The sequence below is a fragment of the Catellatospora sp. IY07-71 genome (genome assembly GCF_018326265.1).
GTDB lineage: Bacteria > Actinomycetota > Actinomycetes > Mycobacteriales > Micromonosporaceae > Catellatospora.
Genome location: NZ_AP023360.1, coordinates 6,215,908 through 6,238,096, shown reverse-complemented (window position 1 = coordinate 6,238,096; position 22,189 = coordinate 6,215,908). Strand labels below are relative to the sequence as shown.

General features: G+C 72.4%; 23 protein-coding genes. 12 read left to right on the top strand and 11 right to left on the bottom strand.

Annotated features, from left to right (window positions below):
- Positions 1-4: 4 nt before the first annotated feature.
- The gene (locus CS0771_RS27805) at positions 5-613 is read right to left on the bottom strand and encodes a bifunctional 2-polyprenyl-6-hydroxyphenol methylase/3-demethylubiquinol 3-O-methyltransferase UbiG (RefSeq protein WP_212843753.1); all 609 of its coding nucleotides are present in this window, start codon (positions 611-613) and stop codon (positions 5-7) included.
- A 161-nt stretch (positions 614-774) separates the two neighbouring features.
- Here CS0771_RS27805 and CS0771_RS27800 point away from each other — a divergent pair, with 161 nt between their 5' ends.
- The 4 genes from CS0771_RS27800 (at position 775) to CS0771_RS27785 (ending at position 4,416) form a co-directional block, all read left to right on the top strand.
- Positions 775-1,521, top strand: a complete 747-nt coding sequence (locus CS0771_RS27800) for a hypothetical protein (RefSeq protein ID WP_212843752.1) — start codon at positions 775-777, stop codon at positions 1,519-1,521.
- Positions 1,522-1,553: 32 nt separating this feature from the next.
- Positions 1,554-2,012, top strand: a complete 459-nt coding sequence (locus CS0771_RS27795; protein ID WP_212843751.1) for a hypothetical protein — start codon at positions 1,554-1,556, stop codon at positions 2,010-2,012.
- Between the two features lie 74 nt (positions 2,013-2,086).
- Positions 2,087-2,773, top strand: coding sequence for a response regulator transcription factor (locus tag CS0771_RS27790; RefSeq protein ID WP_212843750.1), 687 nt, complete (start codon positions 2,087-2,089; stop codon positions 2,771-2,773).
- Positions 2,770-4,416 (top strand): cell wall metabolism sensor histidine kinase WalK, encoded by a 1,647-nt coding sequence (locus CS0771_RS27785; protein ID WP_212843749.1) that lies wholly within the window; start codon positions 2,770-2,772, stop codon positions 4,414-4,416. Before CS0771_RS27790 ends, CS0771_RS27785 begins: the two co-directional genes overlap by 4 nt.
- 7 nt (positions 4,417-4,423) lie before the next feature.
- Here CS0771_RS27785 and CS0771_RS27780 read toward each other — a convergent pair whose 3' ends face one another.
- A complete protein-coding gene (locus CS0771_RS27780; RefSeq protein ID WP_212843748.1) occupies positions 4,424-4,588 on the bottom strand; it encodes a hypothetical protein in 165 nt (54 codons plus the stop codon).
- A gap of 134 nt (positions 4,589-4,722) precedes the next feature.
- Positions 4,723-5,577, bottom strand: a complete 855-nt coding sequence (locus CS0771_RS27775; RefSeq protein WP_244871073.1) for a class I SAM-dependent methyltransferase — start codon at positions 5,575-5,577, stop codon at positions 4,723-4,725.
- A gap of 142 nt (positions 5,578-5,719) precedes the next feature.
- Here CS0771_RS27775 and CS0771_RS27770 point away from each other — a divergent pair, with 142 nt between their 5' ends.
- Positions 5,720-6,502: a DUF3152 domain-containing protein gene (locus tag CS0771_RS27770; RefSeq protein ID WP_212843747.1), complete on the top strand. Its 783-nt coding sequence runs from the start codon at positions 5,720-5,722 to the stop codon at positions 6,500-6,502.
- A gap of 5 nt (positions 6,503-6,507) precedes the next feature.
- Here the strand turns inward: CS0771_RS27770 and asnB are convergent, their stop codons facing one another.
- On the bottom strand, positions 6,508-8,403 hold the full coding sequence (asnB, locus tag CS0771_RS27765) for an asparagine synthase (glutamine-hydrolyzing) (protein WP_212843746.1): 1,896 nt from the start codon (positions 8,401-8,403) through the stop codon (positions 6,508-6,510).
- A gap of 168 nt (positions 8,404-8,571) precedes the next feature.
- On the opposite strand from asnB, the gene CS0771_RS27760 reads away from it, so the two are divergent.
- The 3 genes from CS0771_RS27760 to CS0771_RS27750 are packed head-to-tail and all read left to right on the top strand — an operon-like array spanning position 8,572 to position 11,786.
- A complete protein-coding gene (locus CS0771_RS27760; RefSeq protein WP_212843745.1) occupies positions 8,572-9,264 on the top strand; it encodes a response regulator transcription factor in 693 nt (230 codons plus the stop codon).
- On the top strand, positions 9,261-10,934 hold the full coding sequence (locus CS0771_RS27755; RefSeq protein WP_212843744.1) for a cell wall metabolism sensor histidine kinase WalK: 1,674 nt from the start codon (positions 9,261-9,263) through the stop codon (positions 10,932-10,934). Before CS0771_RS27760 ends, CS0771_RS27755 begins: the two co-directional genes overlap by 4 nt.
- Positions 10,935-10,949: 15 nt before the next feature.
- Complete coding sequence (locus CS0771_RS27750; RefSeq protein WP_212843743.1) at positions 10,950-11,786, top strand: alpha/beta fold hydrolase; 837 nt, start codon at positions 10,950-10,952, stop codon at positions 11,784-11,786.
- Between the two features lie 22 nt (positions 11,787-11,808).
- Here CS0771_RS27750 and CS0771_RS27745 read toward each other — a convergent pair whose 3' ends face one another.
- Positions 11,809-12,873: a 12-oxophytodienoate reductase gene (locus tag CS0771_RS27745; protein ID WP_212843742.1), complete on the bottom strand. Its 1,065-nt coding sequence runs from the start codon at positions 12,871-12,873 to the stop codon at positions 11,809-11,811.
- A 61-nt stretch (positions 12,874-12,934) separates the two neighbouring features.
- Between CS0771_RS27745 and CS0771_RS27740 the strand changes: the two genes are divergently transcribed.
- The gene (locus CS0771_RS27740) at positions 12,935-13,276 is read left to right on the top strand and encodes a MerR family transcriptional regulator (RefSeq protein WP_212843741.1); all 342 of its coding nucleotides are present in this window, start codon (positions 12,935-12,937) and stop codon (positions 13,274-13,276) included.
- 209 nt (positions 13,277-13,485) lie between these two features.
- On the opposite strand, the gene CS0771_RS27735 is transcribed toward CS0771_RS27740, so the two are convergent.
- Both CS0771_RS27735 and CS0771_RS27730 read right to left on the bottom strand, forming a co-directional pair.
- Positions 13,486-14,469 (bottom strand): NAD(P)-dependent alcohol dehydrogenase, encoded by a 984-nt coding sequence (locus CS0771_RS27735; RefSeq protein WP_212843740.1) that lies wholly within the window; start codon positions 14,467-14,469, stop codon positions 13,486-13,488.
- 113 nt (positions 14,470-14,582) lie between these two features.
- On the bottom strand, positions 14,583-15,266 hold the full coding sequence (locus CS0771_RS27730) for a TetR/AcrR family transcriptional regulator (protein ID WP_244871072.1): 684 nt from the start codon (positions 15,264-15,266) through the stop codon (positions 14,583-14,585).
- Between the two features lie 258 nt (positions 15,267-15,524).
- On the opposite strand from CS0771_RS27730, the gene CS0771_RS27725 reads away from it, so the two are divergent.
- Positions 15,525-15,947 carry an MmcQ/YjbR family DNA-binding protein gene (locus CS0771_RS27725; RefSeq protein ID WP_212843738.1) on the top strand — a complete coding sequence of 141 codons (423 nt, stop codon included), beginning with the start codon at positions 15,525-15,527 and terminating at the stop codon, positions 15,945-15,947.
- A gap of 188 nt (positions 15,948-16,135) precedes the next feature.
- Positions 16,136-17,359, top strand: a complete 1,224-nt coding sequence (locus CS0771_RS27720; protein ID WP_212843737.1) for a multidrug effflux MFS transporter — start codon at positions 16,136-16,138, stop codon at positions 17,357-17,359.
- A 16-nt stretch (positions 17,360-17,375) separates the two neighbouring features.
- Here the strand turns inward: CS0771_RS27720 and CS0771_RS27715 are convergent, their stop codons facing one another.
- Positions 17,376-18,281, bottom strand: a complete 906-nt coding sequence (locus CS0771_RS27715) for a hypothetical protein (RefSeq protein ID WP_212843736.1) — start codon at positions 18,279-18,281, stop codon at positions 17,376-17,378.
- 53 nt (positions 18,282-18,334) lie between these two features.
- The gene (locus tag CS0771_RS27710) at positions 18,335-19,504 is read right to left on the bottom strand and encodes an endonuclease (RefSeq protein ID WP_212843735.1); all 1,170 of its coding nucleotides are present in this window, start codon (positions 19,502-19,504) and stop codon (positions 18,335-18,337) included.
- Positions 19,505-19,825: 321 nt separating this feature from the next.
- Between CS0771_RS27710 and CS0771_RS27705 the strand changes: the two genes are divergently transcribed.
- The gene (locus CS0771_RS27705; protein WP_203744025.1) at positions 19,826-20,470 is read left to right on the top strand and encodes a SnoaL-like polyketide cyclase; all 645 of its coding nucleotides are present in this window, start codon (positions 19,826-19,828) and stop codon (positions 20,468-20,470) included.
- 55 nt (positions 20,471-20,525) lie between these two features.
- On the opposite strand, the gene CS0771_RS27700 is transcribed toward CS0771_RS27705, so the two are convergent.
- On the bottom strand, positions 20,526-21,329 hold the full coding sequence (locus tag CS0771_RS27700) for an S-methyl-5'-thioadenosine phosphorylase (protein WP_212843734.1): 804 nt from the start codon (positions 21,327-21,329) through the stop codon (positions 20,526-20,528).
- On the bottom strand, positions 21,326-22,180 hold the full coding sequence (locus CS0771_RS27695) for a hypothetical protein (protein WP_212843733.1): 855 nt from the start codon (positions 22,178-22,180) through the stop codon (positions 21,326-21,328). The genes CS0771_RS27700 and CS0771_RS27695 overlap by 4 nt, the downstream gene beginning before the upstream one ends.
- Between the last annotated feature and the right edge of the window lie 9 nt (positions 22,181-22,189).

Below are 22,189 nucleotides of genomic sequence, written 5' to 3'. Positions count from 1 at the left end.
GCCGTCACCGCCCGGCGGGGCGGCGCAGCACCGTCACGGCGAAGTCGGCGGCGGGGTGCCAGGGGCGCAGGTCCCACGTCGCGAAGCGCTGCTCCACGAGCAGCCCGGCCTCGGCCGCGTGGGCGTCGAAGTCGGCCACGGCGTAGCCGCGCGTGGTGCCGAACCCGACCAGGACCGGCCCGTCCGGGCGCACGTGGGCGCCGATCCGGCGCAGCACCTCGACCTCGGTCTGCGGCGCGAGGTACGGCATCACGTTGCCGGCCAGGATCGCCGCGTCGAACACCCGGCGCCGTCCGTCCGCTGTCAGCTCCAGCTCGGACAGGTCGCCGACCAGCCACTCCACGTCCGGGAAGTCCTCGCGCGCGGCGGCGATCAGCACCTCGTCCGCGTCCACCCCGCACACCGTGTGCCCGCGCTCGGCCAGCGCGGCGCCGACCCGGCCGCTGCCGCAGCCCGCGTCCAGCACGGCGGAGCCCGGCGGGATCATCGCGTCCAGCAGCCGCGCCTCGCCGGCCAGGTCGCGGCCCTCGGCGGCCATCCGCCGGAAGATCCCGATCATCCGCTGCGAGTGGCCCTGCTCCGTGTCCGTCACCCATCGGGTCTGCCGCGCCATGCCCTGCCCTTCCGTGAAACGTCCCTCGTCTTGTCTACCGTGCGTGCCGGAGGGTAGGTGCACGGACCCACCCGTGGTGACGACCACCCGACGCGGCGATAACCGGGATCGGGGTGTACTCGTTTCGATCACACGTGGCCCCTGTGAGATCGGAAAGGCAGATGAGCGGTCGGTACGCCGTCCCGGACGTCCCCGGGTTCGTGGACGCCTGCGACACCGTCGAGCTCAAGGCCGTGCTGCCCGAGGGAGAGGGCCGCCGGGCGGCCGCGTCGCTGGGGTTCGACCTGGCCGAGGCGGTGACCCGGGAGGTCTTCTACCTGGACACGCCCGCGCTCGGGCTGGAGCGGGCCGGGCTGATCGTGCGGGTGCGCCGCACGGGTGTGACGGGCGCCGACGCGACCGTGCGGCTGCGGCCCGCCGACCCGGCCGCGATCGACCCCGACCTGCGCCGCCGCAAGGGCTTCACGGTCGAGCTGGACATGTCGCCGGGCGGGTTCGTCTGCTCGGCGTCGCTGAAGACGCGCCTGGCGGGGGCGACCGTGGCCGCCGCCGTGGGGCGGCGCACCCCGCCGAGCGCGCTGTTCACGCCGCGGCAGCGGCGGCTGTTCCACGCGTACGCGCCGCACGGGCTGACCCTGGACGGGCTGTCGCTGTTCGGCCCGGTGCCGGTGCGGCGGCTGGCCGGGTCGGCGCACGGCTGGCCGCACCCGCTGTCGGTGCAGCTGTGGGAGTTCCCGGCCGAGCCCGTGCTGGAGCTGTCCAGCCGGGTCGCGGTGGCCGACGTGGCGCAGGCCGTGGCGCGCTGGCCGGTGTTCCTCGACCGGCACCGGGTCCGGCCGTGGATCTTCCGGCACACGAAGGCGCAGGCGGCGCTGCGGGCACTGGAGCCCCGGCCGACCTACGGCTGACGCTGTCGGACCCCCATGATCGAATACCGGCCATGGGTGTGCTGTTCGACTACTTCCGCGCCGTCGACGACGCGACGGCGGTCCGCCTGATGGACGGCCTGGAGGGCGGCCCGATCGCGGTCCCCGACGGGTCCGTCGACACGGCCGACCTGCGCGGCATCGACCCGTGGGTGGTGCTCGGGCAGCTGGTGAGCCTCGCCCGGGGCGCCGAGTGGGACACCGACACCGTGCGCACCGAGCTGCTGTGGCCCGAGGCCGAGGACACCGGCCCGTGGCTGATCTCGCTCGACGACGGCGTACGCGACACCCTCGCCGGGCTCACCGCCGAGCACATGGCGGACCTGTCGGCGCAGTGGGCGCGCATCGAGGAGCTGGGCCTGGACTCCGGCGAGCCCGCCGACCGGATGCTGCCGATCATCGAGGAGATCGCCGGGCTCGCCCGCCGCGCGCTGGCCGCCGGGGACCACCTCTACTGCTGGTGCGGGCTGTGAAGAACCGTTGAAGAACCGGTGCGGCGCGCGCACCGGCGGCTAGTCTCGGTGCCTCACGGAAGGGGAGGGCCGGGGTGAACGCGCGGGTGCTGATCGCGGAGGACGATCCGAAGCAGGCCCACCTGCTGCGGGTGTACCTCGAACGGGAGGGGCACAGCGTGCAGGTCGTCGGCGACGGGCTGGCCGCCCTGGAGCGCTGCCGGGCGTACCGGCCGGACCTGCTCGTGCTCGACGTGATGATGCCCACCCTGAGCGGCCTGGACGTGTGCCGGATCCTGCGCGCCGAGTCCGACGTCGGCATCCTGCTGCTGACCGCCCGCAGCACCGAGAACGACATCCTGGTCGGCCTCGACCTGGGCGCCGACGACTACGTCACCAAGCCGTTCAGTCCGCGCCAGCTCGCCGCCCGGGTCCGCGCCCTGCTGCGCCGCACCCGGCCCGGCGGCGCGAAGGACGAGGTCGTCCGGGTGGGTGCGCTGGAGATCGACGAGGGGCGCTTCCAGGTGCGGGTGGCCGGCCGCGCCGTCGAGCTGACCGCCAAGGAGTTCGGCATCCTGGCGACGCTGGCCGCCGCGCCCGGCCGGGTGTTCACCCGGGCGCAGATCATCGATCGCGCGTTCGGGTTCGACAACCACGTCGAGGAGCGCACCGTCGACGCGCACGTGATGAACCTGCGCCGCAAGGTCGAGGACGACCCGGCCGAGCCGCGCTACGTGCAGACCGTGTACGGCCGCGGCTACCGGCTCGCGGAGCAGCAGTGAGCTTCCGCGTCCGGGTCATCGCGCTGGTCATGCTCATCGCCGTGACGGCCACCGGCGCGACCGCGTGGCTCACCCTGCGCCAGGCGTCGCGGGAGTTCGACCGCACCGTCACCGCCAACGCCGAGCAGCTGTCGCTGATCACCACCGAACTGACCGACTTCGCGCGCACCCGGGGCGGCTGGGACGGCGTCGACGACCTGGTGGGCCGGTTGTCCCTGCATACCGGCCAGCGCATCCGGCTGGCCGCCACCGAGGGCACGGTGCTGGCCGACTCGGACGTGCTGGCCGGGCAGCCGGCCCGTGAGGTCGCCGGGCCGCCACTGGTCGTCGACCCCCGCCCGGTCTGGCAGCCGCAGCCCGCAGCAGTGGCGCATCCCAGTCCCAAGATCGTTCTGCTGGCGGAGTACGAGTACCGCCTGGGGCTCGCCTTCGCGGCCTGCCTGACCAGGTCCGGGATCGGCATCCGGCTGGAGGAGTCGGAGCTGGGCGTCGCGCTGCCGCGACCCGTCACCTCCAGCGCGGCCAGTAAGGCCTGCGACATCGAGGCACGCAACCAGCCGGGCATCGACGACGTCGACCGCGTGTTCGAGGCCGAGCTGCGGCGCTGCGCGGCGCAGGCCACCGGCGCGGTGACGTGCCTGCAGGACACGTTCTCGGCGGCCGTCGGCCGGTCGGCGCCCGCGGAGCTGCGGGTGTACGTCGGCGCGGCCGAGCAGCCGCCGCCCAGCCTGCCGGTGGACTCGATCCTGGCCACCGCCGCCGTCGTCGCGGTCGCCGGGGCGGCAGTGTCGTGGCTGCTCAGCCGCCGCGTGCTGCGCCCGATCGGCGCGCTCACGGCGGCGTCCGGGCGGGTGGGGGACGGGCAGCTGGCCGAGCGCGTGCCCGTGCACGGCCACGACGAACTGGCCGGGCTGGCCCGCTCGTTCAACCGGATGGCGGACTCGCTACAGCAGAGTGAGCAGCGGCAGCGCCAGATGATCTCCGATGTGGCGCACGAGCTGCGTACGCCGCTGGCGAACCTGCGCGGCTACCTGGAGGCGCTCAAGGACGGCGTGCTGCCGCCGACGCCCGAGCTGTTCGAGTCGCTGCACGACGAGGCCGTGCTGCAGCAGCGCATCGTCGACGACCTGCAGGATCTGGCGCTGGCCGAGGCGGGGGTGCTCACCTACCAGCGGACCGTGCTCGACCTCGCCGAGCTGGCCGCGACGTGCCGCACCGCGCACGCCGCGCTGGCCGCCGCGGGCGGGGTCGAGCTGCGCGTCACCGGCGGCGGGCCGCACCGAGTGCACGGCGATCCGGACCGGCTGCGGCAGGTCGTCGGCAACCTGATCCGCAACGCGCTCGCCGCGACCCCGCCCGGCGGCACGATCACCCTGTCCACCGCCGCCGACGGTCCGTCGCACGTGCTGGAGGTGGCCGACACCGGCACCGGCATCGCCGAGGCGGACCTGCCGCACCTGTTCGACCGCTTCTGGCGCGCCGACCGGGCCCGCGGCCGAGGCCGGGGGTACACCACCGGCTCCGGCCTGGGCCTGGCCATCGCGCGCCAGATCGTCGCCGACCACCACGGCCGCATCATCGCCGCCAGCGAACTCGGCTCCGGAACCGTCTTCACGATCCACCTGCCCGCCGCGCCGGCCTGAGGTCACCTCAGCCGATGCCGTCGACCGCGGCCCTGAGCGCGTTGATCGACGGATCCCAGGTGAAGTTGAGCACGGGTATGCCGGAAGCGGCGGTATTGCTGTCGCCACCGAGGACCACCGCCCAGGGCTTGTTGGTGCCCTGGGGGACAACGAGATACCAGTTGCCTCTCATGGCCGACGTCCCGGGGAGGATCAGGGGAAAGCCCTTTACTGAGGATAATCAATGCAACCTTAGGTTGCTTCCGTTTGAGGGCAAGGGTTTCCCGAGGCCGTTTTCGGAACCTGGGCCTGTCCCGGAGTTTCCTTTCAGACGGATTCGAGGACGAAGTAGAGGAAGCACATGAAGCGCCCAGAGCCCTTGTCGGGTGGCAGCAGCTCCACAGGAGTGTCCGGAGCGGGGGGCGGCTCGCTGATCGACACGATGCGGAATCCGGCGTCGGCGAAAGCATCCGACATCGCGTGCAGCGGTCTGTGCCACATCGTCAGCCACACCGTCTTGCCGTCCATGACGTAGTCCTCGGAGTACTTCGTGACCGCGAAGTAGTCGGCCTCGGGATACGTGATCGCATAGCCCGCGGGGTGCATGGTCGAGAGGATCACGCGCCCGCCCGGCTTCAGCACCCGGCGCAACTCGGCGAGGGGACCCGACCAATCCTCCAGGTAGTGCAGGACCAGGGACGAGACGACGTCATCGAACTGGGCGTCTGCGAACGGCAGCGGCTTGCTCAGGTCCGCCACGTGCAGGTCGGCGTCCTCGCCCAGCCTCTTGCGGGCCATGTCGATCATGGCTGAACTCACGTCGAAGCCGGTGACCACGGCTCCCTTGGCGCGCAGCGCCGCCGTCAACGGGCCGGAGCCGCACCCCGCGTCGAGGATCCGGCGGCCTGACACGTCGCCGGCGAGGTCGAGCATCGCGGGTCGGTCGTAGTAGGCGTTGAAGAGCCCGGTCTCGTTCGCCGCCTCGTAGGCTTCGGCGAAGTCGTTGTAGTCGCTGGCCGGTAACGTGACCCCGTCTGTTTCGAACATGGGCGCATTCCTACCAGCTGCCGAGGCCGCGTGGGTGCCCCGGACAGGCACCGGCTCGGGCAGGTGGGCCAGGATCCGGTCTCTTCTCCGCTGTTGACCAGGCAAAATGCCATCAGTGCCGGATCGGATCTTCAAAAGTTCTTGATCAGCCGGTGTCTAGCGTGCCCGCGTGACTTCACATGCCGACCACGTCTCAGGACACCCAGGCCGTCGCGTGCCGCATCCCGATCAGGCTTCCCGAGGTGCCCGGACGGGACAGCGCCGTACCCGGGGCACGGTGGGCCGGTGGTGGGCCGTGCTGTTGCTGCTCGGCGGGGCGGTGTTGGTCGGGTTCGGGTTGTTGCGCGGGACGGCCGGGCCGGCCGCCGCCCCCGTGCCTGTCCCGCCGAGCGAGGCGGCGAGCCCGTCCCCGAGTGCCGCCCCGAGCACATCCCCGTCGCCGGCTCCGGTCTACCGGCCGGACGGGGAGTTCCCGGCGTCGGGGCCGGGCACGTGGCGATACGCCGGTGGGCGCAGCAGGGTGTTCGGCAGCGCGGGCGGGCTGCGCCGGTTCCGGGTGGCCGCCGAGACCAACATCGCCGACGCCGAGCTGGCCGGGTTCACCCGCACCGTCGAGCAGACGCTCGGCGACCCGCGCAGCTGGATCGGCAGCGGAGAGCGGCGGTTGCAGCGGGTGCCCGGCGGGTCGGCGTACGACTTCACGATCCTGCTCGCGACCGGGGAGACGACTCGGCGGCTGTGCGCGAGCGGCTACATGGACACGCGCGTGGACGGCGTCTCCTACACCTCGTGCCGCCTGCCCGGCCGGGTCGTCATCAACCTCAACCGCTGGCGGCTGTCCGTGCCCGACTACGTCGACGGCGGCACCGAACTGTCGGTGTACCGCGCTTACGTCATCAACCACGAGGTCGGGCACGAGCTGGGGCGCAACCACGAGAAGTGTCCGGGTAAGGGCAGGCCCGCCCCGACCATGCAGCAGCAGACGTTCGGCCTCAAGGGCTGCACCGCCAACCCCTGGCCCTACCTGGACGGCAGGCGCTACACCGGGCCGCCGGTGTGACCGCCTCACCGGGCGGTGCTCGCGACGGGCACCGGCCGGGCCGCCCCGGCGAACGGGTCGATCGAGCGCTCGACGAAGATCGCGTGCCACAGGCAGAACATCAGCACGGTCCACACCTTGCGCGAGTGGTCGGCCTCCCCGCGCTGGTGCGCCACGAGCAGGCTGCGGGCGTACGCCAGATCCAGGTGCGCGCCGGCCGCGGAGCGGGACAGCAGCTCGTGCGCCCAGTCGCCGATGTCGCCGCGCAGCCACACCCGGGCGGGCGTGGCGAAGCCGAGCTTGCGCCGCTGCGCGACCGGCGCGGGCAGCAGGCCCGCCACGGCGGCCCGCAGCAGTCGCTTCGTCTGCGGACTGTCGGGGGAGACCCGCAGTGCGGCGGGCACGCTCGCGGCGGCCTCCCACACCCGCTGGTCCAGGAACGGCACGCGCAGCTCCAGCGAGTGCGCCATGGACATGCGGTCGGCCTTGGTGAGGATGTCACCGGGCAGCCACGTGTGCAGGTCGACGAGCTGCATCCGGCTCACCGGGTCCAGGTGGGCGGTCTGCGCGTACACCTCGTCGGTCACCGCCGTGCGCGCCACCGCCGGCCGCCCGTGCAGCAGCCGCGCCTTCTGCTCGGCGTCGAAGATCCGCGCGTTGCCGTAGTAGCGCTGCTCCAGCGGGGTGGTCGCGCGGTCGAGGTAGCTCTTGCCGCGCACCCCCTCCGGTATCGCCCGCGACACCTGCCGCAGGGTGCCCTGCACGGCGCGGGGCAGCCGCTGCACCGGCGCGGTCGCGAACGGCTCGCGGTAGATCTCGTACCCGCCGAACAGCTCGTCGGCGCCCTCGCCGGACAGCACCACCCGCACCTGCCGGGACGCGGTGCGTGCCAGGAAGAACAGCGGGATCAGCGACGGGTCGGCCAGCGGGTCGTCCAGGTGCCAGGCGATACGCGGCAGCTCCCGCAGCACGTCGGCCGCGGTGACCACGGTGGGCGTGAAGCGCAGCCCGAGGCCCTGCGCGGTCTCGGCGGCCAGGTCCAGCTCCGAGTATCCCGGGATGTCGAACCCGGCCGAGAAGACCTGCAGGTCCGGCTTCACCTCGCTGGCCAGCGCCACGACCGCGCTGGAGTCGACGCCGCCGGACAGGAACGCGCCGACCGGCACGTCGGCGACCATGTGCGCCCGCACGCTGTCGCGCAGCGCGTCGCGCACCCGCGTGGTCAGCTCCTGCTCGCCCACCCCGGCGCGCGGCGCGAACACGGGCCGGAAGTGGCGCTCCAGCCGCACCTGCCCGCCCGGCTCCCAGGTCAGCGCATGCCCCGCGGGCACCCGGCGCACGGCCCGGTCCATCGTGTACGGCTCGGGCACGTACTGCAGCGACACGTAGTGCGCCAGCGCGTCCGGGTCGATCCCGCCGCCGCCGGGCAGCGACTTGCGCTCGCTGGCCAGCCACAACCCGGCCGGGGTCACCGCGTAGTGCAGCGGCTTGACGCCGAACGGGTCGCGCCCGGCGTGCAGCCGCCGCTCCTGCCGGTCCCACAGCGCGTACGCGAACATGCCCCGCAGCCGCCGCACCGCCCCGGGACCCCAGTGGTGGAACGCCGCCGCGAGCACCTCGGCGTCACCCGCCGTCGCGAACACGGCGCCGAACTCCCGCGCCAGCTCCTCGCGCAGCTCGCGGTAGTTGTACACCTCGCCGTTGAAGCACAGGTCCCAGCGCCCGGCGTGGGTCAGCGGCTGGCGGCTGCCCGCCACGTCGATGATGGCCAGCCGCTGGAAACCCATCGTCACCCCGGGCTGCGGGACCGTCACCACCGAGTCGTCCGGCCCTCGGTGCCGGATCGCGCACAGCCCGGCGTGCACCACCTCCCGCGCGTCCCCCACACCCTCGGCGCTGATGAAGACCACAAAGCCGCACATACGATGCCTCCGTCCAGTCCGGCGATCCAGCGGACGGTATGGGCCCACTTGTTAAGACCCGATCAAGAGCCGATGTGCGGCCGATGTGGCCGCCCGCGGCCGGGCCTTAACGGGTTCTTCACACCGGTACGGGCAGACTGCCCTGGCCGAACGCACGGAGGTGACGCGATGACGGCGAGGATCCTGGTCGCGGAGGACGATCCCAAGCAGGCGAACGTCATCCGCATGTATCTGGAGCACGAGGGGCACAGCGTGCTGTCGGTGGCCGACGGGCGGGCGGCGCTCGACCAGTGCCGGGCCCGCAAGCCCGACCTGGTCGTGCTGGACGTGATGATGCCGCTGGTCGACGGCCTGGACGTGTGCCACATCCTGCGCGGCGAGTCCGACGTGCCGATCATCCTGCTCACCGCCCGCAGCACCGAGAACGACATCCTGCTCGGCCTCGACCTGGGCGCCGACGACTACATCACCAAGCCGTACAGCCCGCGCCAGCTCGTCGCCCGGATCCGCGCCCTGCTGCGCCGCTCCGGCGTGCTCACCGGCGGGACCCGGACGCCGCTGGTCGTCGGCGACCTGGTCGTCGACCCCGACCGCTTCGAGGTGCGGGTCGACGGGCGGCTGGTCACGCTCACCGCCAAGGAGTTCGGCATCCTGGAGGTGCTCGCCGCCGAACCCGGCCGCGCCTTCACCCGTGCGCAGATCATCGACCGCGCCTTCGGCTTCGACCAGGACGTGCTGGAGCGGACCGTCGACGTGCACGTGATGAACCTGCGCCGCAAGATCGAGCAGGACCCGGCCGAGCCGCGTTACGTGCAGACCGTCTACGGGCGCGGCTACCGGATCCCGGAGGCGGGCGCATGACGTTCCGGGTGCGGGTGTTCGTCCTCGTCGCGCTGGTCGCGCTCGTCGCCACCGGCGCCAGCACGTACGTCACGCTGGCCTTCGCCAAGAACGAGGTCGCCCGGTCCGCCGAGACGCAGCAGCGGGTCATGCAGCAGATCGCCGACGAGATCACCCGCTACGGCCAGGACCACGGCACCTGGGAGGGCGTCGCCGTGCTCGCGGAGCGGCTCGCCCGGCAGACCGGGCGGCGGATCCGGCTCGACACGCAGGAGGCCCGCGAGGGCATCGTCGACACCGCGCTGCTGCTGGACCAGCCGGTCGAGCCGCTCACTGACCTGACCACGCTCATCGACGCCCGTCCCCGGTTCGAGGTCCCGGTCTGGATCACCGGCAAGATCGACCTCGTCGTGCTCCAGTCGGTCGAGCGCTACCGCCAGGAGGTGCGTTTCGCCGCATGCCTGACCCGGCACGGTTTTGCGCCCAAGGTCCTCTCGGTCACCGAGGGCGTGCCGTCCTACTCGCACTCCACCGTGCCCGACGACGTCGTATTGACCTGCCGGCAGGGCACTGCCAGCACCGCGGAGTCGCTGCGCCGCGACTCAGCCGAGGTCGCCCAGTGCGAACCGGTCTACGGGTCCACCGCCACGCCGTCCACCCCCGCCCCGTCCGGCAGCGCCGACCCGATCCGCTCCGAACAGGCATGCCTGCAGGAAGCCTTCCTGTCGCGCATCAGCACCACCGCTCCGGAGCCGCTGCGGCTGACCGTGCAGGCGTCCGGGGGCACCATCTCGGCCACCCCGATCGCGCTCGCCGTCGGCGCGGTCACCGCGCCCATCCTGCTGGGGACCCTGCTGCTGAGCAGGCACGTGCTGCGCCCGATCCGCGGGCTCACGGTCGCCGCGCGGCGCTTCGGCGAGGGCGCCCTCGACCAGCGGGTCACCGTGGCCGGGGGCGACGAGCTGGCCCGGCTCGCCGTCACGTTCAACCACATGGCCGACTCCCTGCAGCGCAGCGAGGAGCGGCAGCGCCGCATGATCGCCGACGTGGCGCACGAGCTGCGCACCCCGCTGGCCAACCTGCGGGCATACTTGGAGGCCCTCGAAGACGGGCTGGTCACCGCCGACGCGGCGCTGTTCCGCTCGCTGCACGAGGAGACCCTGCTGCAGCAGCGGATCGTCGACGACCTGCAGACCCTCGCCTTGGCCGAGGCTGGCGCGCTGCGGTATCACCGCACCCAGGTGAGCCTGGGCGACCTGCTGGAGAGCTGCCGCACGGCCCACCAGCCGTCGGCGTCGGCGGCCTCCGTCGAGCTGGACGTCGTCGCCGACCCCGCGGTCATGGCGGAGGGCGACCCCGACCGGCTGCGCCAGGCGCTGGGCAACCTCGTCACCAACGCCGTGCGGCACTCGCCGGCGGGTTCGACGGTGACCCTGGAGGCGGCCCGGGTGGGCCGGGAGGTGCTGCTGAAGGTCGTCGACCGGGGCAGCGGCATCGCCGACGCCGACCAGGGGCGCGTGTTCGACCGGTTCTGGCGGGCCGATCCGGCGCGGCGGCGCAGCAGCGGCGGCAGCGGCCTGGGGTTGGCCATCACGCGGCAGATCGTGCTGGACCACCAGGGTTCTATCTCGCTGACCAGCGCGACGGGCGCGGGCACCACCTTCACGATCCGCCTGCCCGCGCCACGCTAGCCGTATCATCCTCCGATGCGGATGGTGGCGATGGATGACGGTGTACGGCTGCGCACGTGGACCACCGGCACGCCGAGCACCCGGTCGCCCGTGGTGCTGCTGCACGGCGGCCCGGGCATGTGGGACTACCTCGCGCCCGTCGCCGACATGCTCGCGCCGTACACCGTCGTGCACCGCTTCGACCAGCGTGGGTGCGGCGGCTCCGACCTGTCGGACGGGTACACCATGGCCAGGTTCGTCGACGACGTCGAGCAGTTGCGGCGGCACTGGGCGCACGAGCGCTGGGCCGTGCTCGGCCACTCGTTCGGGGCGACGCTCGCCTTCGACTACGCGGTCGCACATCCGCAGCACACCAGCGCGCTGGGCTATCTCAGCGGCGTCGGTGTGGGCGACTGGCGCAGCGCGTACCAGCAGGAGAAGGCCCGGCGGCTGACGGCGGCGCAGTCGGCGCGGCTGGCGGACCTGACGGCGAGGCCGGCGCGCTCGCGCGACGAGGAGGCCGAGTGGCGGGCGCTGAACTGGTGCACCGACCACGCCGACCCGGTGTCCGGGTGGGCGTTCGCGGTGGCCGGCGCCCGCCCCGACGTGCCGATCAATGCCGAGGCGCACCGCCTGCTCAACGGCGAGACGAAGCGCCGCGCCGACGCCGCCGTCCTGGCGCAGGCCGCGGCGCTCAAGCTGCCCTGCTGGTTCGTGCACGGTGCGGCCGACCCGCGGCCCGCGAGCGCCGTGGCCGCACTCGCCGCCGCCGTGCCGGGCGCGCGGATGTACGTCATCGAGGGTGCGGGGCATCAGCCGTGGCACGAACGCCCGGCTGAGCTGGCCACGGTCCTGCGCAGGATCATCGAGTGACGTCGAGCGGCCGCGACCGGCTTCAGAAGAACGTGTCCTCGTCGCTCTTGCGATAGTCGCGGATCTCGCCGAACCGGCCGGCAGCGGCGTGGCTCACCCACGCCGGGTTGCCGAGCAGAATGCGCCCCAGCGCGGCGACGTCGAACTCGCCGGCGTCGTGGCGGCGGACCAGCTCGTCCAGCGCGCCGGAGGTGAAGAAGGCGCGGTCCAGGCCGATCGAGCCGACGGTGATCGTCGGCAGGCCGGTCAGGTGCTTGGCCCAGCCCGCCAGGTTGCGCGGCGAGCCGTCGAACACCGGCTCGGCGAACCGGCGCTGCGAGGCGTGCAGCACGTCGGCTCCGGCGGCGGCGAAGGCGTCCAGGATCACCGCCAGCTCGGAAGGCGACTCGGCGATCCGTGCGGCGTAGTCGCGCTCCTTGAACTGCGAGAACCGCACGATCACCGGCATCGCGGCGGGCACCGCGCCGCGTACGGCCCGGATCACCTCGGCCGGGAAGGCCGCGCGGGCGGCCGGGGTCCCGCCGAAGCGGTCGGTGCGGCGGTTGGTGTGCGGCCAGAGGAACTCGTCGAGCAGGTACCCGTGCGCGGCGTGGATCTCGACCGCGTCGAACCCGGCCCGCGCCGCCCCGGCCGCCGCCTCGGCGTACGCGGCCAGCAGCGTTTCGATGTCGGCGGGCGTCATCGCGCGGCTGCCGCCGGGCACGCCGGACGGCGTCCACGCCGTCACCCCGTCCACCGGCTCGCGGGCGCTGCCGAGGTGCCAGAGCTGCGCGGCGATCCGGCCGCCGGCCGCGTGCACCTCGGCGGTCACCCGCCGCCAGCCGTCCTCGGCCGGTCCGGGGGTCAGCCGCGGCACGGTCGTCTCGTGCCCGGCGCTGGGATGGTCGACGAGCACGCCCTCGGTGATGATCAGGCCGACGCCGTGCTCGGCGCGGCGCCGGTAGTAGGCGGCCACCTCGGGCGTGGGCACACCGCCGGGCGAGCGGAACCGGGTCATCGGCGCCATCGCGAAGCGGCTGCTCAGCGGCAGCCCGGCGAGCAGGGTCGGGGTGAGCAGGGAACCCAGGAGGGTCGTCGTCGCGGTCATGCGGGTACGGTAAAACCTGACATTGACGTCAGGGTCAAGTGTTGTGACAGGAGCGACATCCATGCGTATCGGCGACCTGGCAGCCGCGACCGGGGCGAGCGCGCGCTCGCTGCGCTACTACGAGGAGCAGGGGCTGCTCGCCAGCGAGCGCAGCGGCGGCGGGCAGCGGCACTATCCCGACGGGGCGGTGGAGCGGGTCCGGCTGATCCAGTCGCTGCTCGCCGCGGGCCTGTCCAGCGGCACCATCCACGACGTGCTGCCCTGCATCACCGAGCGCGCGATCCGCACCCCCTGGCTGGCCGAACGCCTGCGCACGGAGCTGCACCGGGTCGAGGAGCAGCTCGCCGCGCTGCACCGCACCCGCGACATCCTCTCCGGCCTGGTCGACGAGTACGCCGTCTGATCCGGCCCGGCCCGGCTCGGCCCGGCGAAGATCAGTGGTTCGTGTCGGCAAGTGTGGTCTGGCCTAACCTTCTGACACGAGACGGCGATCTTTTCAGCGGCGGCGGGCACCGAGGGTGCGGATACGGCGAGGCGTCCCGGGCACGCTCGCCGCCGATACCGTCGGGAAGAGGCGGCCACCTCCTCGCAGCGCCTCGTGTCGCTGGCGCCTCAGGCGACGGTGACCACGACCTTGCCCGGCGCGTGCCCCGCCTCGACGAAACGGACCGCCGCGGGCAGCTCGGCGAACGCGTAGCGCCGGGCGATGACCGGAGTGACCTGCCCGTTCTCGAACAGCGGGGCCAGCTCGGTCAGGTGCCGTGCGCTGTCCGCCCCGATCCCGAACCCGGTGACCGCCGACGGCTGCCGGGTCAGCGCGCCGGTCAGCTGCACCGCCATGATGTGGTCGATGGGCCGCAGCCAGCGCCCGGCGTTACCGCCGACGACGACGTACGCCCCGCCGGGCCGCAGCGCCCGCCGCGCGGCCCGCACCGGTGGGCTGCCCGCGATGTCGACCAGCGCGTCGAAGCCGCGGGCGAGCCGGGTGAAGTCCTGCGCGGTGTAGTCGTAGACCTCGGTGGCCCCGAGCGAGCGCACCAGCTCGGCGTTGCGCCCGCTGCACACCGCGGCCACCTCGGCCCCGGCGGCTCGCGCGAGCTGCACCACGAACGTGCCCACGCCGCCGGACGCGCCGTTGACGAGCACCCGGCCGCCCGGTGCGGTCCCGGCGTTCTCATGCACCGCGACGCGCGCCGTCACCCCCGCCATGGGCACCGCCGCGGCCTGCTCGAACGACAGCGCGGCGGGCTTGGCGACGAGGTTCTCGGCAGGGGCGCACAGGTACTCGGCGAACGAGCCGTGCTTGACGAGCCCGTAGACCGCGTCGCCGGGCCGGAACGCGCTCACGCCGGGTCCGAGCGCGGCGACCTCGCCGGCGACGTCGCAGCCGAGGATCGGATGGGGCCGCCGGCCGAGCCCGCCGCCCATGAACCGGGCGACGAACGGCTCGCCGCGCATGTGGTGCCAGTCGTACGGGTTGATCGAGGTGGCCCGCACCCGCACCAACACCTCACCGGGCCCCGGCACGGGCTTGTCTACCTCGCTGAGCAGCAGGTTCTCCGGGGGGCCGAACGCGTTGATCACGTACGCCTTCATCGAGCACTCCCAACCTTACGTCGTAAGCCTGTCTTACGTTGTAAGGTAGCCTTACGCCGTAAGGCAGTCAAGGCGTGAGAACGGAAGTGATGTGCCAGAAAGCCGGCGGCCTGTCAGCGGCGCCGGTCGAGGCCTTCCAGAATCAGATCCAGGCCGAACTCGAACTCGGCCTGGTCGTCGCACCAGCCGACGGTCGAATCAGGATCGTCGTGCGCGACCTCGGACAGCATGCCCACCAGGTGGGGCAGCCGCGCTGCCATCGCGGCCAGCGCCGGATCGGGCTCGCCGGTGGTGGGCCCGTCGTTCGGGCTGAACAGCTCCTGGCTGAAGCCGAGCGCCCGGCTGCCGAGCGCGTGCAGGGCGCGGTGGGCCAGGTCGTTGGAGAAGCCGCCGGATCGCATGATGCCGAGCAGGCCGTCGTAGTAGACCAGCACCTCGGGACTGGTCGTGGTGCGGGTCGAGAACACCGTCGGCGCCCACCTGTGGCGCAGCATCACCTGCCGGGCGGTCAGGATGCGCTGCCGCGCGGCCTCTTTCCACGCCGCGCCCTCGGTGGGCAGTTCGATGCGCGCGACGGCCTCGTTGATCTCGGCGGCGACCGCGTCGATCACGCCGTCCAGCACCTGTTCCTTGTTGGCCACGTGGTGGTAGAGCGACATCGCCTCGGCGTTCAGCTCCTCGGCCAGCCGGCGCATCGTGACGGACGCGATGCCGCCCTCGTCGGCGAGTTTCACCGCCGCCCGCAGCACCCGGTCGCGGCTCAGCGGCGCCCGCGTCTCGACGGTCCTGCCAGCCACGACATCAGCCCCTTCACTCGCAGGCCATCCTACAAGCCCGGCCCGCCCCGCTCCGGCCGCCGACGGCCGTCCTGCCGCAACCGTCCACGGGCCGGGCAGGCGACGGCGTGACCGTGGCGGAAGTCGGTTGCCGTGGGCCGGGGTGGGACCGAGGATCGTCGGGTGCGGAGGTGGGTGGCGACCGGCCTGCGCCGTCCCTGCGCCGAACTGCACGCCGAGTACTGCGGCTGAACCGGGCATGCCGCCTATGCTGGGCGGGTGTCCGAGGAGGCGAGGCCCGCGCGGGTCGAGGACGTGCACGAGCTGGCCGAGGCGATGCCGCACGTCACCGTCGTGTACGGCACCGGCGAGAACCCCGTCTACCAGGTCGGCGGCAAGTCGTTCGTCTTCTTCCGCAACCCGCGGCCCGACGCGTTCGATCCGGACACCGGCGAGCGCTACCCCGACGTGATCGTGTTCTGGGTGCCGTCCGACGCGGACAAGCAGGCGATGGTGCAGGACGAGTCTTCGCCGTTCTTCACCACGCCGCACTTCAACGGCCACCCGTCCGTGCTGCTGCGCGGGAGCCGGATCGGTGAGCTGACCCGGCGCGAGCTGGCCGAGGTGATACAGGACGCGTGGCTGTCCCGGGCCTCGGCCCGCCGCGCCGCGACCTGGCTCCGCGAGCAGCAGCGCGACTAGGTTCCGCCTCGCGGATCCGGCGTGGCGCGTCGGAAGGATGCCGGCAGTTCCCGTCCTCCGGTTGTGATCCGCGACACCTACCGGCGTGTAGGGAAATCATCCGATGGTCGGGGGATTTGATGACAGACGTGACCTCGACCCTAGACGCGGCTCCGACCCTGATTGCACCGGCGACGCCCGGTGAACTGATGACCGGTGCGCAGCGGCTGCGGCTGGTGCTCGTGCTCGGCTCGCTCATCGCGATCGGCCCGCTCACCATCGACATGTACCTGCCCGCCCTGCCCGCCATCACCGACGCGATGCACACCACCTCCACCGCGGTCCAGCTCACGCTCACCGGGACCCTGGCCGGCCTCGGCCTGGGCCAGCTCGTCATCGGACCGCTGTCCGACGCGTACGGCCGCCGCCGCCCGCTGATCTACGGCCTGGTCCTGCACGTCGTCGCCTCCGCGCTGTGCGTCGTCGCGCCCGACATCACCACGCTCGGGGTGCTGCGCGTCCTGCAGGGGCTCGGCGTCGCCGCGTCGTCGGTGGTGGCCATGGCCGTGGTGCGCGACCTGTTCGACGGCTCGGCCTTCGCGAAGCTGTTCTCCCGGCTGATGCTCGTCATGGGCGCCGCGCCCGTGCTCGCGCCCACCCTCGGCGGCGCGCTGCTGCGCTGGACGCAGTGGCAGGGCGTCTTCGTCGCGCTGGCCGGGTTCGGCGTCGTGCTGACGCTGGTCGCGATGTTCTTCCTGCGGGAGACCCTGCCCGTGTCGCGGCGGCAGTCCGGCGGCGCCGCCGGAACCCTGCGCATGTACGGCACGCTGCTGCGCGACCGGACCTTCGTGGGCCTGGTGCTGGTGGCGGGCCTGGCCATGGCCGCGCTGTTCGCCTACGTGGCCGGGTCGTCGTTCGTGATGCAGGGGCAGTACGGCCTGGACGAGCAGCAGTTCGCGATCGCGTTCGGCGCGGGCGCGGCCGGGCTCATCGGCGCGACTCAGCTCAACGTGCGCCTGCTGCGCCGCTACACCCCGCAGCGCATCCTGCTCGGCGCGCTGGCCGGGGGCACCGTCGCCGGGCTGGCGCTGGTGCTGGTAGCCGCGACCGGTGCCGGCGGCCTGCCCGCGCTGCTCGCGGGACTGTGGGCGGTGCTCGCCGCGGGCGGCCTGGCGCTGCCCAACGCGCCCGCGCTGGCGATGTCCCGCCACGGCGAGGCGGCCGGGACGGCGGCGGCGCTGCTGGGCGCGGTGCAGTTCGGCGTCGGGGCCGTCGCGGCGCCGATGGTCGGGGTGCTCGGCGCGGACGCTCTCGCGATGACCGCCGTGATCCTGGCCGGGATGGCCGCCGCGCTGCTCATCGCCTTGCCGGTGGTGCGGGCCGGCCGGTTCGCGGACGCATCGGCCGAGTTGGCGCCGGTGCACGTCGGCTGAGCGGCGTCGGCCGGGCTCACGGCTGCTGGAAGTCGGCGGTCTGCCAGATCCGCCGGTCCAGGTAGTCCTTGACCCGGCCGACGTACTGCTCGCCGGGGGCGGTGTGCCAGCGGCCGGAGAACCAGCGCCCGACGCAGCCCCAGGCGTCGCCCGCGGCGTACTGGCGGCCGCGTTCCACCGTGTTGAGCCAGCTCTCCTTGCCTTCGAAGCAGCTGCGCCAGATGGCGTACGCGAGATCGGCGCTCATCGCGGTGGATCGCATCGCGCCGGGGAACGCGCTCTTCATGTACGGGTAGCGGTTCTGCAGGATGCCGTGGCTCTGCGGGCACTTGCCGGCCTGGCCGTCCACGCCGAGACCGTGCCCGGCCGGGCAGGCGGCCGCGTCGGTGTCGAAGTCGCCGAGCGTGCCCTGGCGCCACCAGCTCTCGATCGCGGCCTGCGCCTTGACGATGTCCTCGTCGATGCCCCACTTGCAGGCGGCCCACCGCAGGATCTCCTCGGTGGTGCCGGTGAACTGCCCGTCCACGCGCCTGGCCAGCGCGGCGCCGTCGCCGAACGCGGCGGGATCGACCTTGTGCCCGGTGGTCCGGTTCGCGGTGCGGTTGGCGCCTTTGTTCTCCTTCTTCGGGCGGGCGCGGACCCAGGCTGCACACTGGCTGCCCGAGGGCAGCTTCGAGCCAGGCTTGAGGGTGGTGAACCGGGCCGGTGCGGCGACGGCGGTCCTGGATGCGCTCGGCCTGGCGCTCACGGACATGCTGGGAGTCGCTGCCGGGCTCGCGGCGGCCGATCCGGGCACGGTCGTGGGGGCCGGCTCGGCGAGGACCGGGTCGGTGCCGTCGGCAGCCGCCGTCGCGCATCCGGAGAGGACGATCGTCACGGCGGTGACCGCGGCCAGGCGAGCCGCTAGGGGAAGGCGGAGCACGGTCGGGGACGCTATGGCTCCCGGCGGGCTGAGTCAATCCGGGGGTACGCCGTTCAGCCGCCCCAGATTGCCGTGGCCCACTCGGGGTGGTCGATGAACGGGTTGCGGTTGCCCTGCCAGCTGTCGTAGATGACCTGGTTGCGCCGCTTCTCGAAGGCGTCCGGCGGATCCTGCAGATTCCACTGGAGCAGCACCGACAGCCTGCCCAGGTAGGGGACCGAGCCGTTGACGGTGTTGTTCAGCTCCAGGTTGGGCCAGCCGTCCTCGCCCTCGTACCGGATCGCCATGTACATGATCATGCGGGCGATGTCGCCCTTGACCGCGTTGCGCGGCTCCCACGAGTCGGCGTCGGTGTAGTTGCCCGGCGCCTCGCCCACTGCCGAGCCGCCGAGGTCGAAGTCCTTGTTGCCGCGCGTGGAGTTGACCGTCACGTCCTCGGGGCGCAGGTGGTGCAGGTCGGTGCCGGGCCCGGTCGCGGTGCCGAAGCTGCCGTGCGACTGGGGCCACACGTGCTCGCGGTTCCAGTCGTCGACCCCGCCGCCGTTGCTGCTCTTGCTCTGCGAGCGCCCGCTGTAGATCAGGATCACGTTGCCGGCGTTGTTCGGGTCCTGGTCGGTCGCCTTCAGCGCGTTCCACACCTGGTCGTACGAGATCTTCGTCTGCACCTTGATGATGCTGTGCAGCGCGGTACGCAGGCTCGTCCCGGTCTTGCCGATCGCGCTGGCGTAGTAGGTGTTGTCGTACGGCCCGCCCGATCCGGTCGGGCTGGCCGACGGCGCGGGGGAGGAGCCGGTCAGGCTCATCGCGGTCGGATCCTTGAGCCCGCCGTGCGAGAAGTACGCCGTGAGCGTCCCGGTGACGGTCACCGACCGGCCCATCAGCCCCGGGTTGGTCTGCAGCCCGAAGGCGCTCCGATAGGCGGCTGTGACCTGCACGTACAGCATCCGGGAGGTGCTGGATTCGGCGGCCGAGTCGGCGATCGCGATCGCGGTGTCGCCGGTGAACCCGGACTTGATGACCGTGTTGGTGGCGGTGGGCTGGCCGACGATGTAGCCGGTCACCGCCGCCGAGCGGCCGTCCTGTGCGGACAGCGCGGCGGCCACCGTCAGCGGCGCCGCCGCCGAAGCCGACATGGTGGCGGCGCCCGCGGTGACGGCGATCGCGGCGACCAGCGCCATCCCCACCCGCCGCAGTCCGGCCGCGGTCAGCTTCGACGTCCTCATGGACCCGAATGCTACGGGCATTCACGCGTTCGCTGAAGAGTCGTTCACTCCTGGCGGGACGGTCTCGCGCTCCGGCAGGAATGCCACGCAGATTCGCGTTTGGACTTCCATGGTTGTCGCGACATCGATACTCTCACTGCGACCATCGAGCGGGGGAGGTGTCGCGGTGGGCCATGCCGCCTGCCTGGGCCGACCCTGCACCGAGCCGCCACCGCCGATGACCGCCGGTGGTCGGTGGCCGTATGAGTCCTTCCGCAGCTTCCCGGCAGGCGGCCGGCCTGCCGTCACCCCTCATCGCTCGTGAAAGGACGGAGATCCGTCGTGTCTGAAACCCCCCTGTGGCTCCAGGGCCGCACCGCTGTCATCGAGGCCGCCGAGACGTCGGCCTGGCGTGACGGCACCACCCCCGACTACCACCTCTCGCACACCGTCATGCCGGGCCAGCGCACCACCCAGCACGCGCCCGACTCGCTCGAGGCGATCGTCGAGAGCATCGTCCAGGTCTTCGAGATGGAGGTCTCGTACAAGAAGGACCCGGCGACCTGGGTGTCGATGGTGACCGAGCACTTCCGCACCAACGTCAACGGCGGTCCGTGGGCCAGCGCGCAGGACATCGCCGACATCGGCAGCTACAACATCCTCATCGGGGACAGCCCGTTCTACCGCAGCGGCCAGGAGTCGTTCGACTCCTCGCACCACATCTTCCACAAGGCGTTCCCGAACGGGTTCTACTGGGAGGTCCTGGAGGTCATCAGCCCGCCCCCGGTGGTCACGTTCAAGTGGCGGCACTGGGGCGCGTTCGAGGGCGAGTACCACGGCCACCAGCCCGACGGTAAGACGATCGAGATGTTCGGGATCAGCGTTGCGAAGGTCAGCGACGACCTGAAGCTGCTGGAGGTCGAGCACTACTACGACCCGAACCAGTTCCTCGGCAAGCTCACCAACGGCTGCCCGGTCGCGCACTGACGACCGCCCGGCGGGGCTGTCCGGCACCACCGGGCGGCCCCGCCGGCACCGACCGTCAGGGCAGCTCGAAGGGCATCTGCAGGCCGTCCAGTGCGGCCGGGCAGGGGCAGTCACGCTGGTGGGGCAGGTTCGCGATGGTGGTCAGCAGCAGCGCCCGCATGCGTTCGGTGTTGTCCTTGAACACGCGGAACACCTCGTCCAGGGTGACGCCGTGGTCCCCTTCGACGCCCGCATCGAGGTCGGTGACGAGCGCGATCGTCGTGTAGCACAGGGCGAGTTCGCGGGCCAGGGCCGCCTCGGGCGCGCCGGTCATGTTGATCACGGTGCCGCCGCAGGCGGCGTACCAGCGCGATTCGGCGCGGGTGGAGAAGCGCGGCCCGTCGATGACGACCATGGTGCCGGTGCCGGTGAGGTCCATGCCGGTGGCGGCGGCGGTGTCGCGGACCTTCTGACGCCCGGCGGGGCAGTACGGGTCGGCGAAGTTGACGTGCGCCGCTCCGGTGTCGACGTAGGTGCGTTCGCGACCGCTGGTGCGGTCGATGAGCTGGTCGGGTAGCACGAACGAGCCCGGGCCGAGGCCGGCGGTGAGGCCGCCGACGGCACAGGGGGCGAGGATCTGCCGTACGCCGAGCGCGCGCAGCGCCCACAGGTTGGCGCGGTAGGGGATGCGGTGGGGCGGGTGGCGGTGGTCCCGGCCGTGCCGGGGCAGGAACGCGACCCGACGTCCGGCCACCTCCCCGACGGTGATCGCGTCGGATGCGGCGCCGTACGGGGTGTCCGGTCGCACCTCGTAGCCCCCGTCGAGGAGGCTGTAGAGGCCGGATCCGCCGATCACGGCGATGTCGGCTGCGGCGGTCATCGGGTCTCCTGCGGGTCGCGAAGTCGGCGGTAGTGGTTCCACAGTGCGAAGTAGGGGATCTGCGCGCCGGTGTCCCGGGCCCGCGCCCACTCGCCTGCCCAGTGCATCAGCAGATGCGGCGTGTCCGGCACCACCACGCGGCCGTCCTCGACCACGTAGGAGGGATCGCCCGCCCAGCGCTCCATGGGAATGTGCCACGAGCGCGTCTTGGCCGCGATCGTCATCAGGCTGCCGTGGCGGATGCCCGAGGTCACGATGAGGTAGTTCAGCAGCGGCTGCTCACAGCAGTACAGCTCCATGTGCTCGGCCAGCGCGACCGCGGCGGGCAGCCGCTCGTCGACCGCCGTACGCGGCAGACACTGCCTGCGGGAGACCAGGAAGCCGGTGTTGGCCGCGTACGCGATCTGCCGACCGGTGAGGACCTGCGCGTCGTAGATCGAGTCCTTCCACACCCACTTGCGGATCTGGGGGAGGTTGGAGTGCGAGGCGACGAAGCCGAAGTCCGCCAGATGGGCGAACACGAAGCCGATGTCGGTCAGCACGACGGTGTCGGTGTCGATGTAGACGAACTCGTCGAAGGGGCCCTCCCACATCGCCAGCTTCCGGTACTGGCCGACGGTGCGGTCGTGGAATCGCCGGCTCACGCCGTCGCACCAGGCCAGGGTGTCGTCGTCGGACCAGATCCCGAAGTCGTACTCGCCGGCCAGCCGGACGAGGCCCGAGACGTCGTCGTCGTAGGGGATGAGGCACAGCGCGATCGTCGGATTGTGCGCGCGGAAGCTGTTCAGGAAGGCGATGGCCTGGTCCAGGACGGCGTCGTTGGCGACGAAGTACACGCCTCGGCGGCTCACGTGTCCGGT

Excerpts from the sequence above, each read along its gene's own strand:
- CS0771_RS27755 (WP_212843744.1), top strand. The coding sequence starts at position 9,261 with ATGACGTTCCGGGTGCGGGTGTTCGTCCTCGTCGCGCTGGTCGCGCTC.
- CS0771_RS27750 (WP_212843743.1), top strand. The coding sequence starts at position 10,950 with ATGCGGATGGTGGCGATGGATGACGGTGTACGGCTGCGCACGTGGACC.
- CS0771_RS27800 (WP_212843752.1), top strand. The coding sequence starts at position 775 with ATGAGCGGTCGGTACGCCGTCCCGGACGTCCCCGGGTTCGTGGACGCC.
- CS0771_RS27805 (WP_212843753.1), bottom strand. The coding sequence starts at position 613 with ATGGCGCGGCAGACCCGATGGGTGACGGACACGGAGCAGGGCCACTCG.
- CS0771_RS27780 (WP_212843748.1), bottom strand. The coding sequence starts at position 4,588 with ATGAGAGGCAACTGGTATCTCGTTGTCCCCCAGGGCACCAACAAGCCC.
- CS0771_RS27745 (WP_212843742.1), bottom strand. The coding sequence starts at position 12,873 with ATGACCGCGACGACGACCCTCCTGGGTTCCCTGCTCACCCCGACCCTG.
- CS0771_RS27735 (WP_212843740.1), bottom strand. The coding sequence starts at position 14,469 with ATGAAGGCGTACGTGATCAACGCGTTCGGCCCCCCGGAGAACCTGCTG.
- CS0771_RS27710 (WP_212843735.1), bottom strand. The coding sequence starts at position 19,504 with ATGAGGACGTCGAAGCTGACCGCGGCCGGACTGCGGCGGGTGGGGATG.
- CS0771_RS27720 (WP_212843737.1), top strand. The coding sequence starts at position 16,136 with ATGACCGGTGCGCAGCGGCTGCGGCTGGTGCTCGTGCTCGGCTCGCTC.
- CS0771_RS27740 (WP_212843741.1), top strand. The coding sequence starts at position 12,935 with ATGCGTATCGGCGACCTGGCAGCCGCGACCGGGGCGAGCGCGCGCTCG.
- CS0771_RS27795 (WP_212843751.1), top strand. The coding sequence starts at position 1,554 with ATGGGTGTGCTGTTCGACTACTTCCGCGCCGTCGACGACGCGACGGCG.
- CS0771_RS27700 (WP_212843734.1), bottom strand. The coding sequence starts at position 21,329 with ATGACCGCCGCAGCCGACATCGCCGTGATCGGCGGATCCGGCCTCTAC.
- asnB (WP_212843746.1), bottom strand. The coding sequence starts at position 8,403 with ATGTGCGGCTTTGTGGTCTTCATCAGCGCCGAGGGTGTGGGGGACGCG.
- CS0771_RS27760 (WP_212843745.1), top strand. The coding sequence starts at position 8,572 with ATGACGGCGAGGATCCTGGTCGCGGAGGACGATCCCAAGCAGGCGAAC.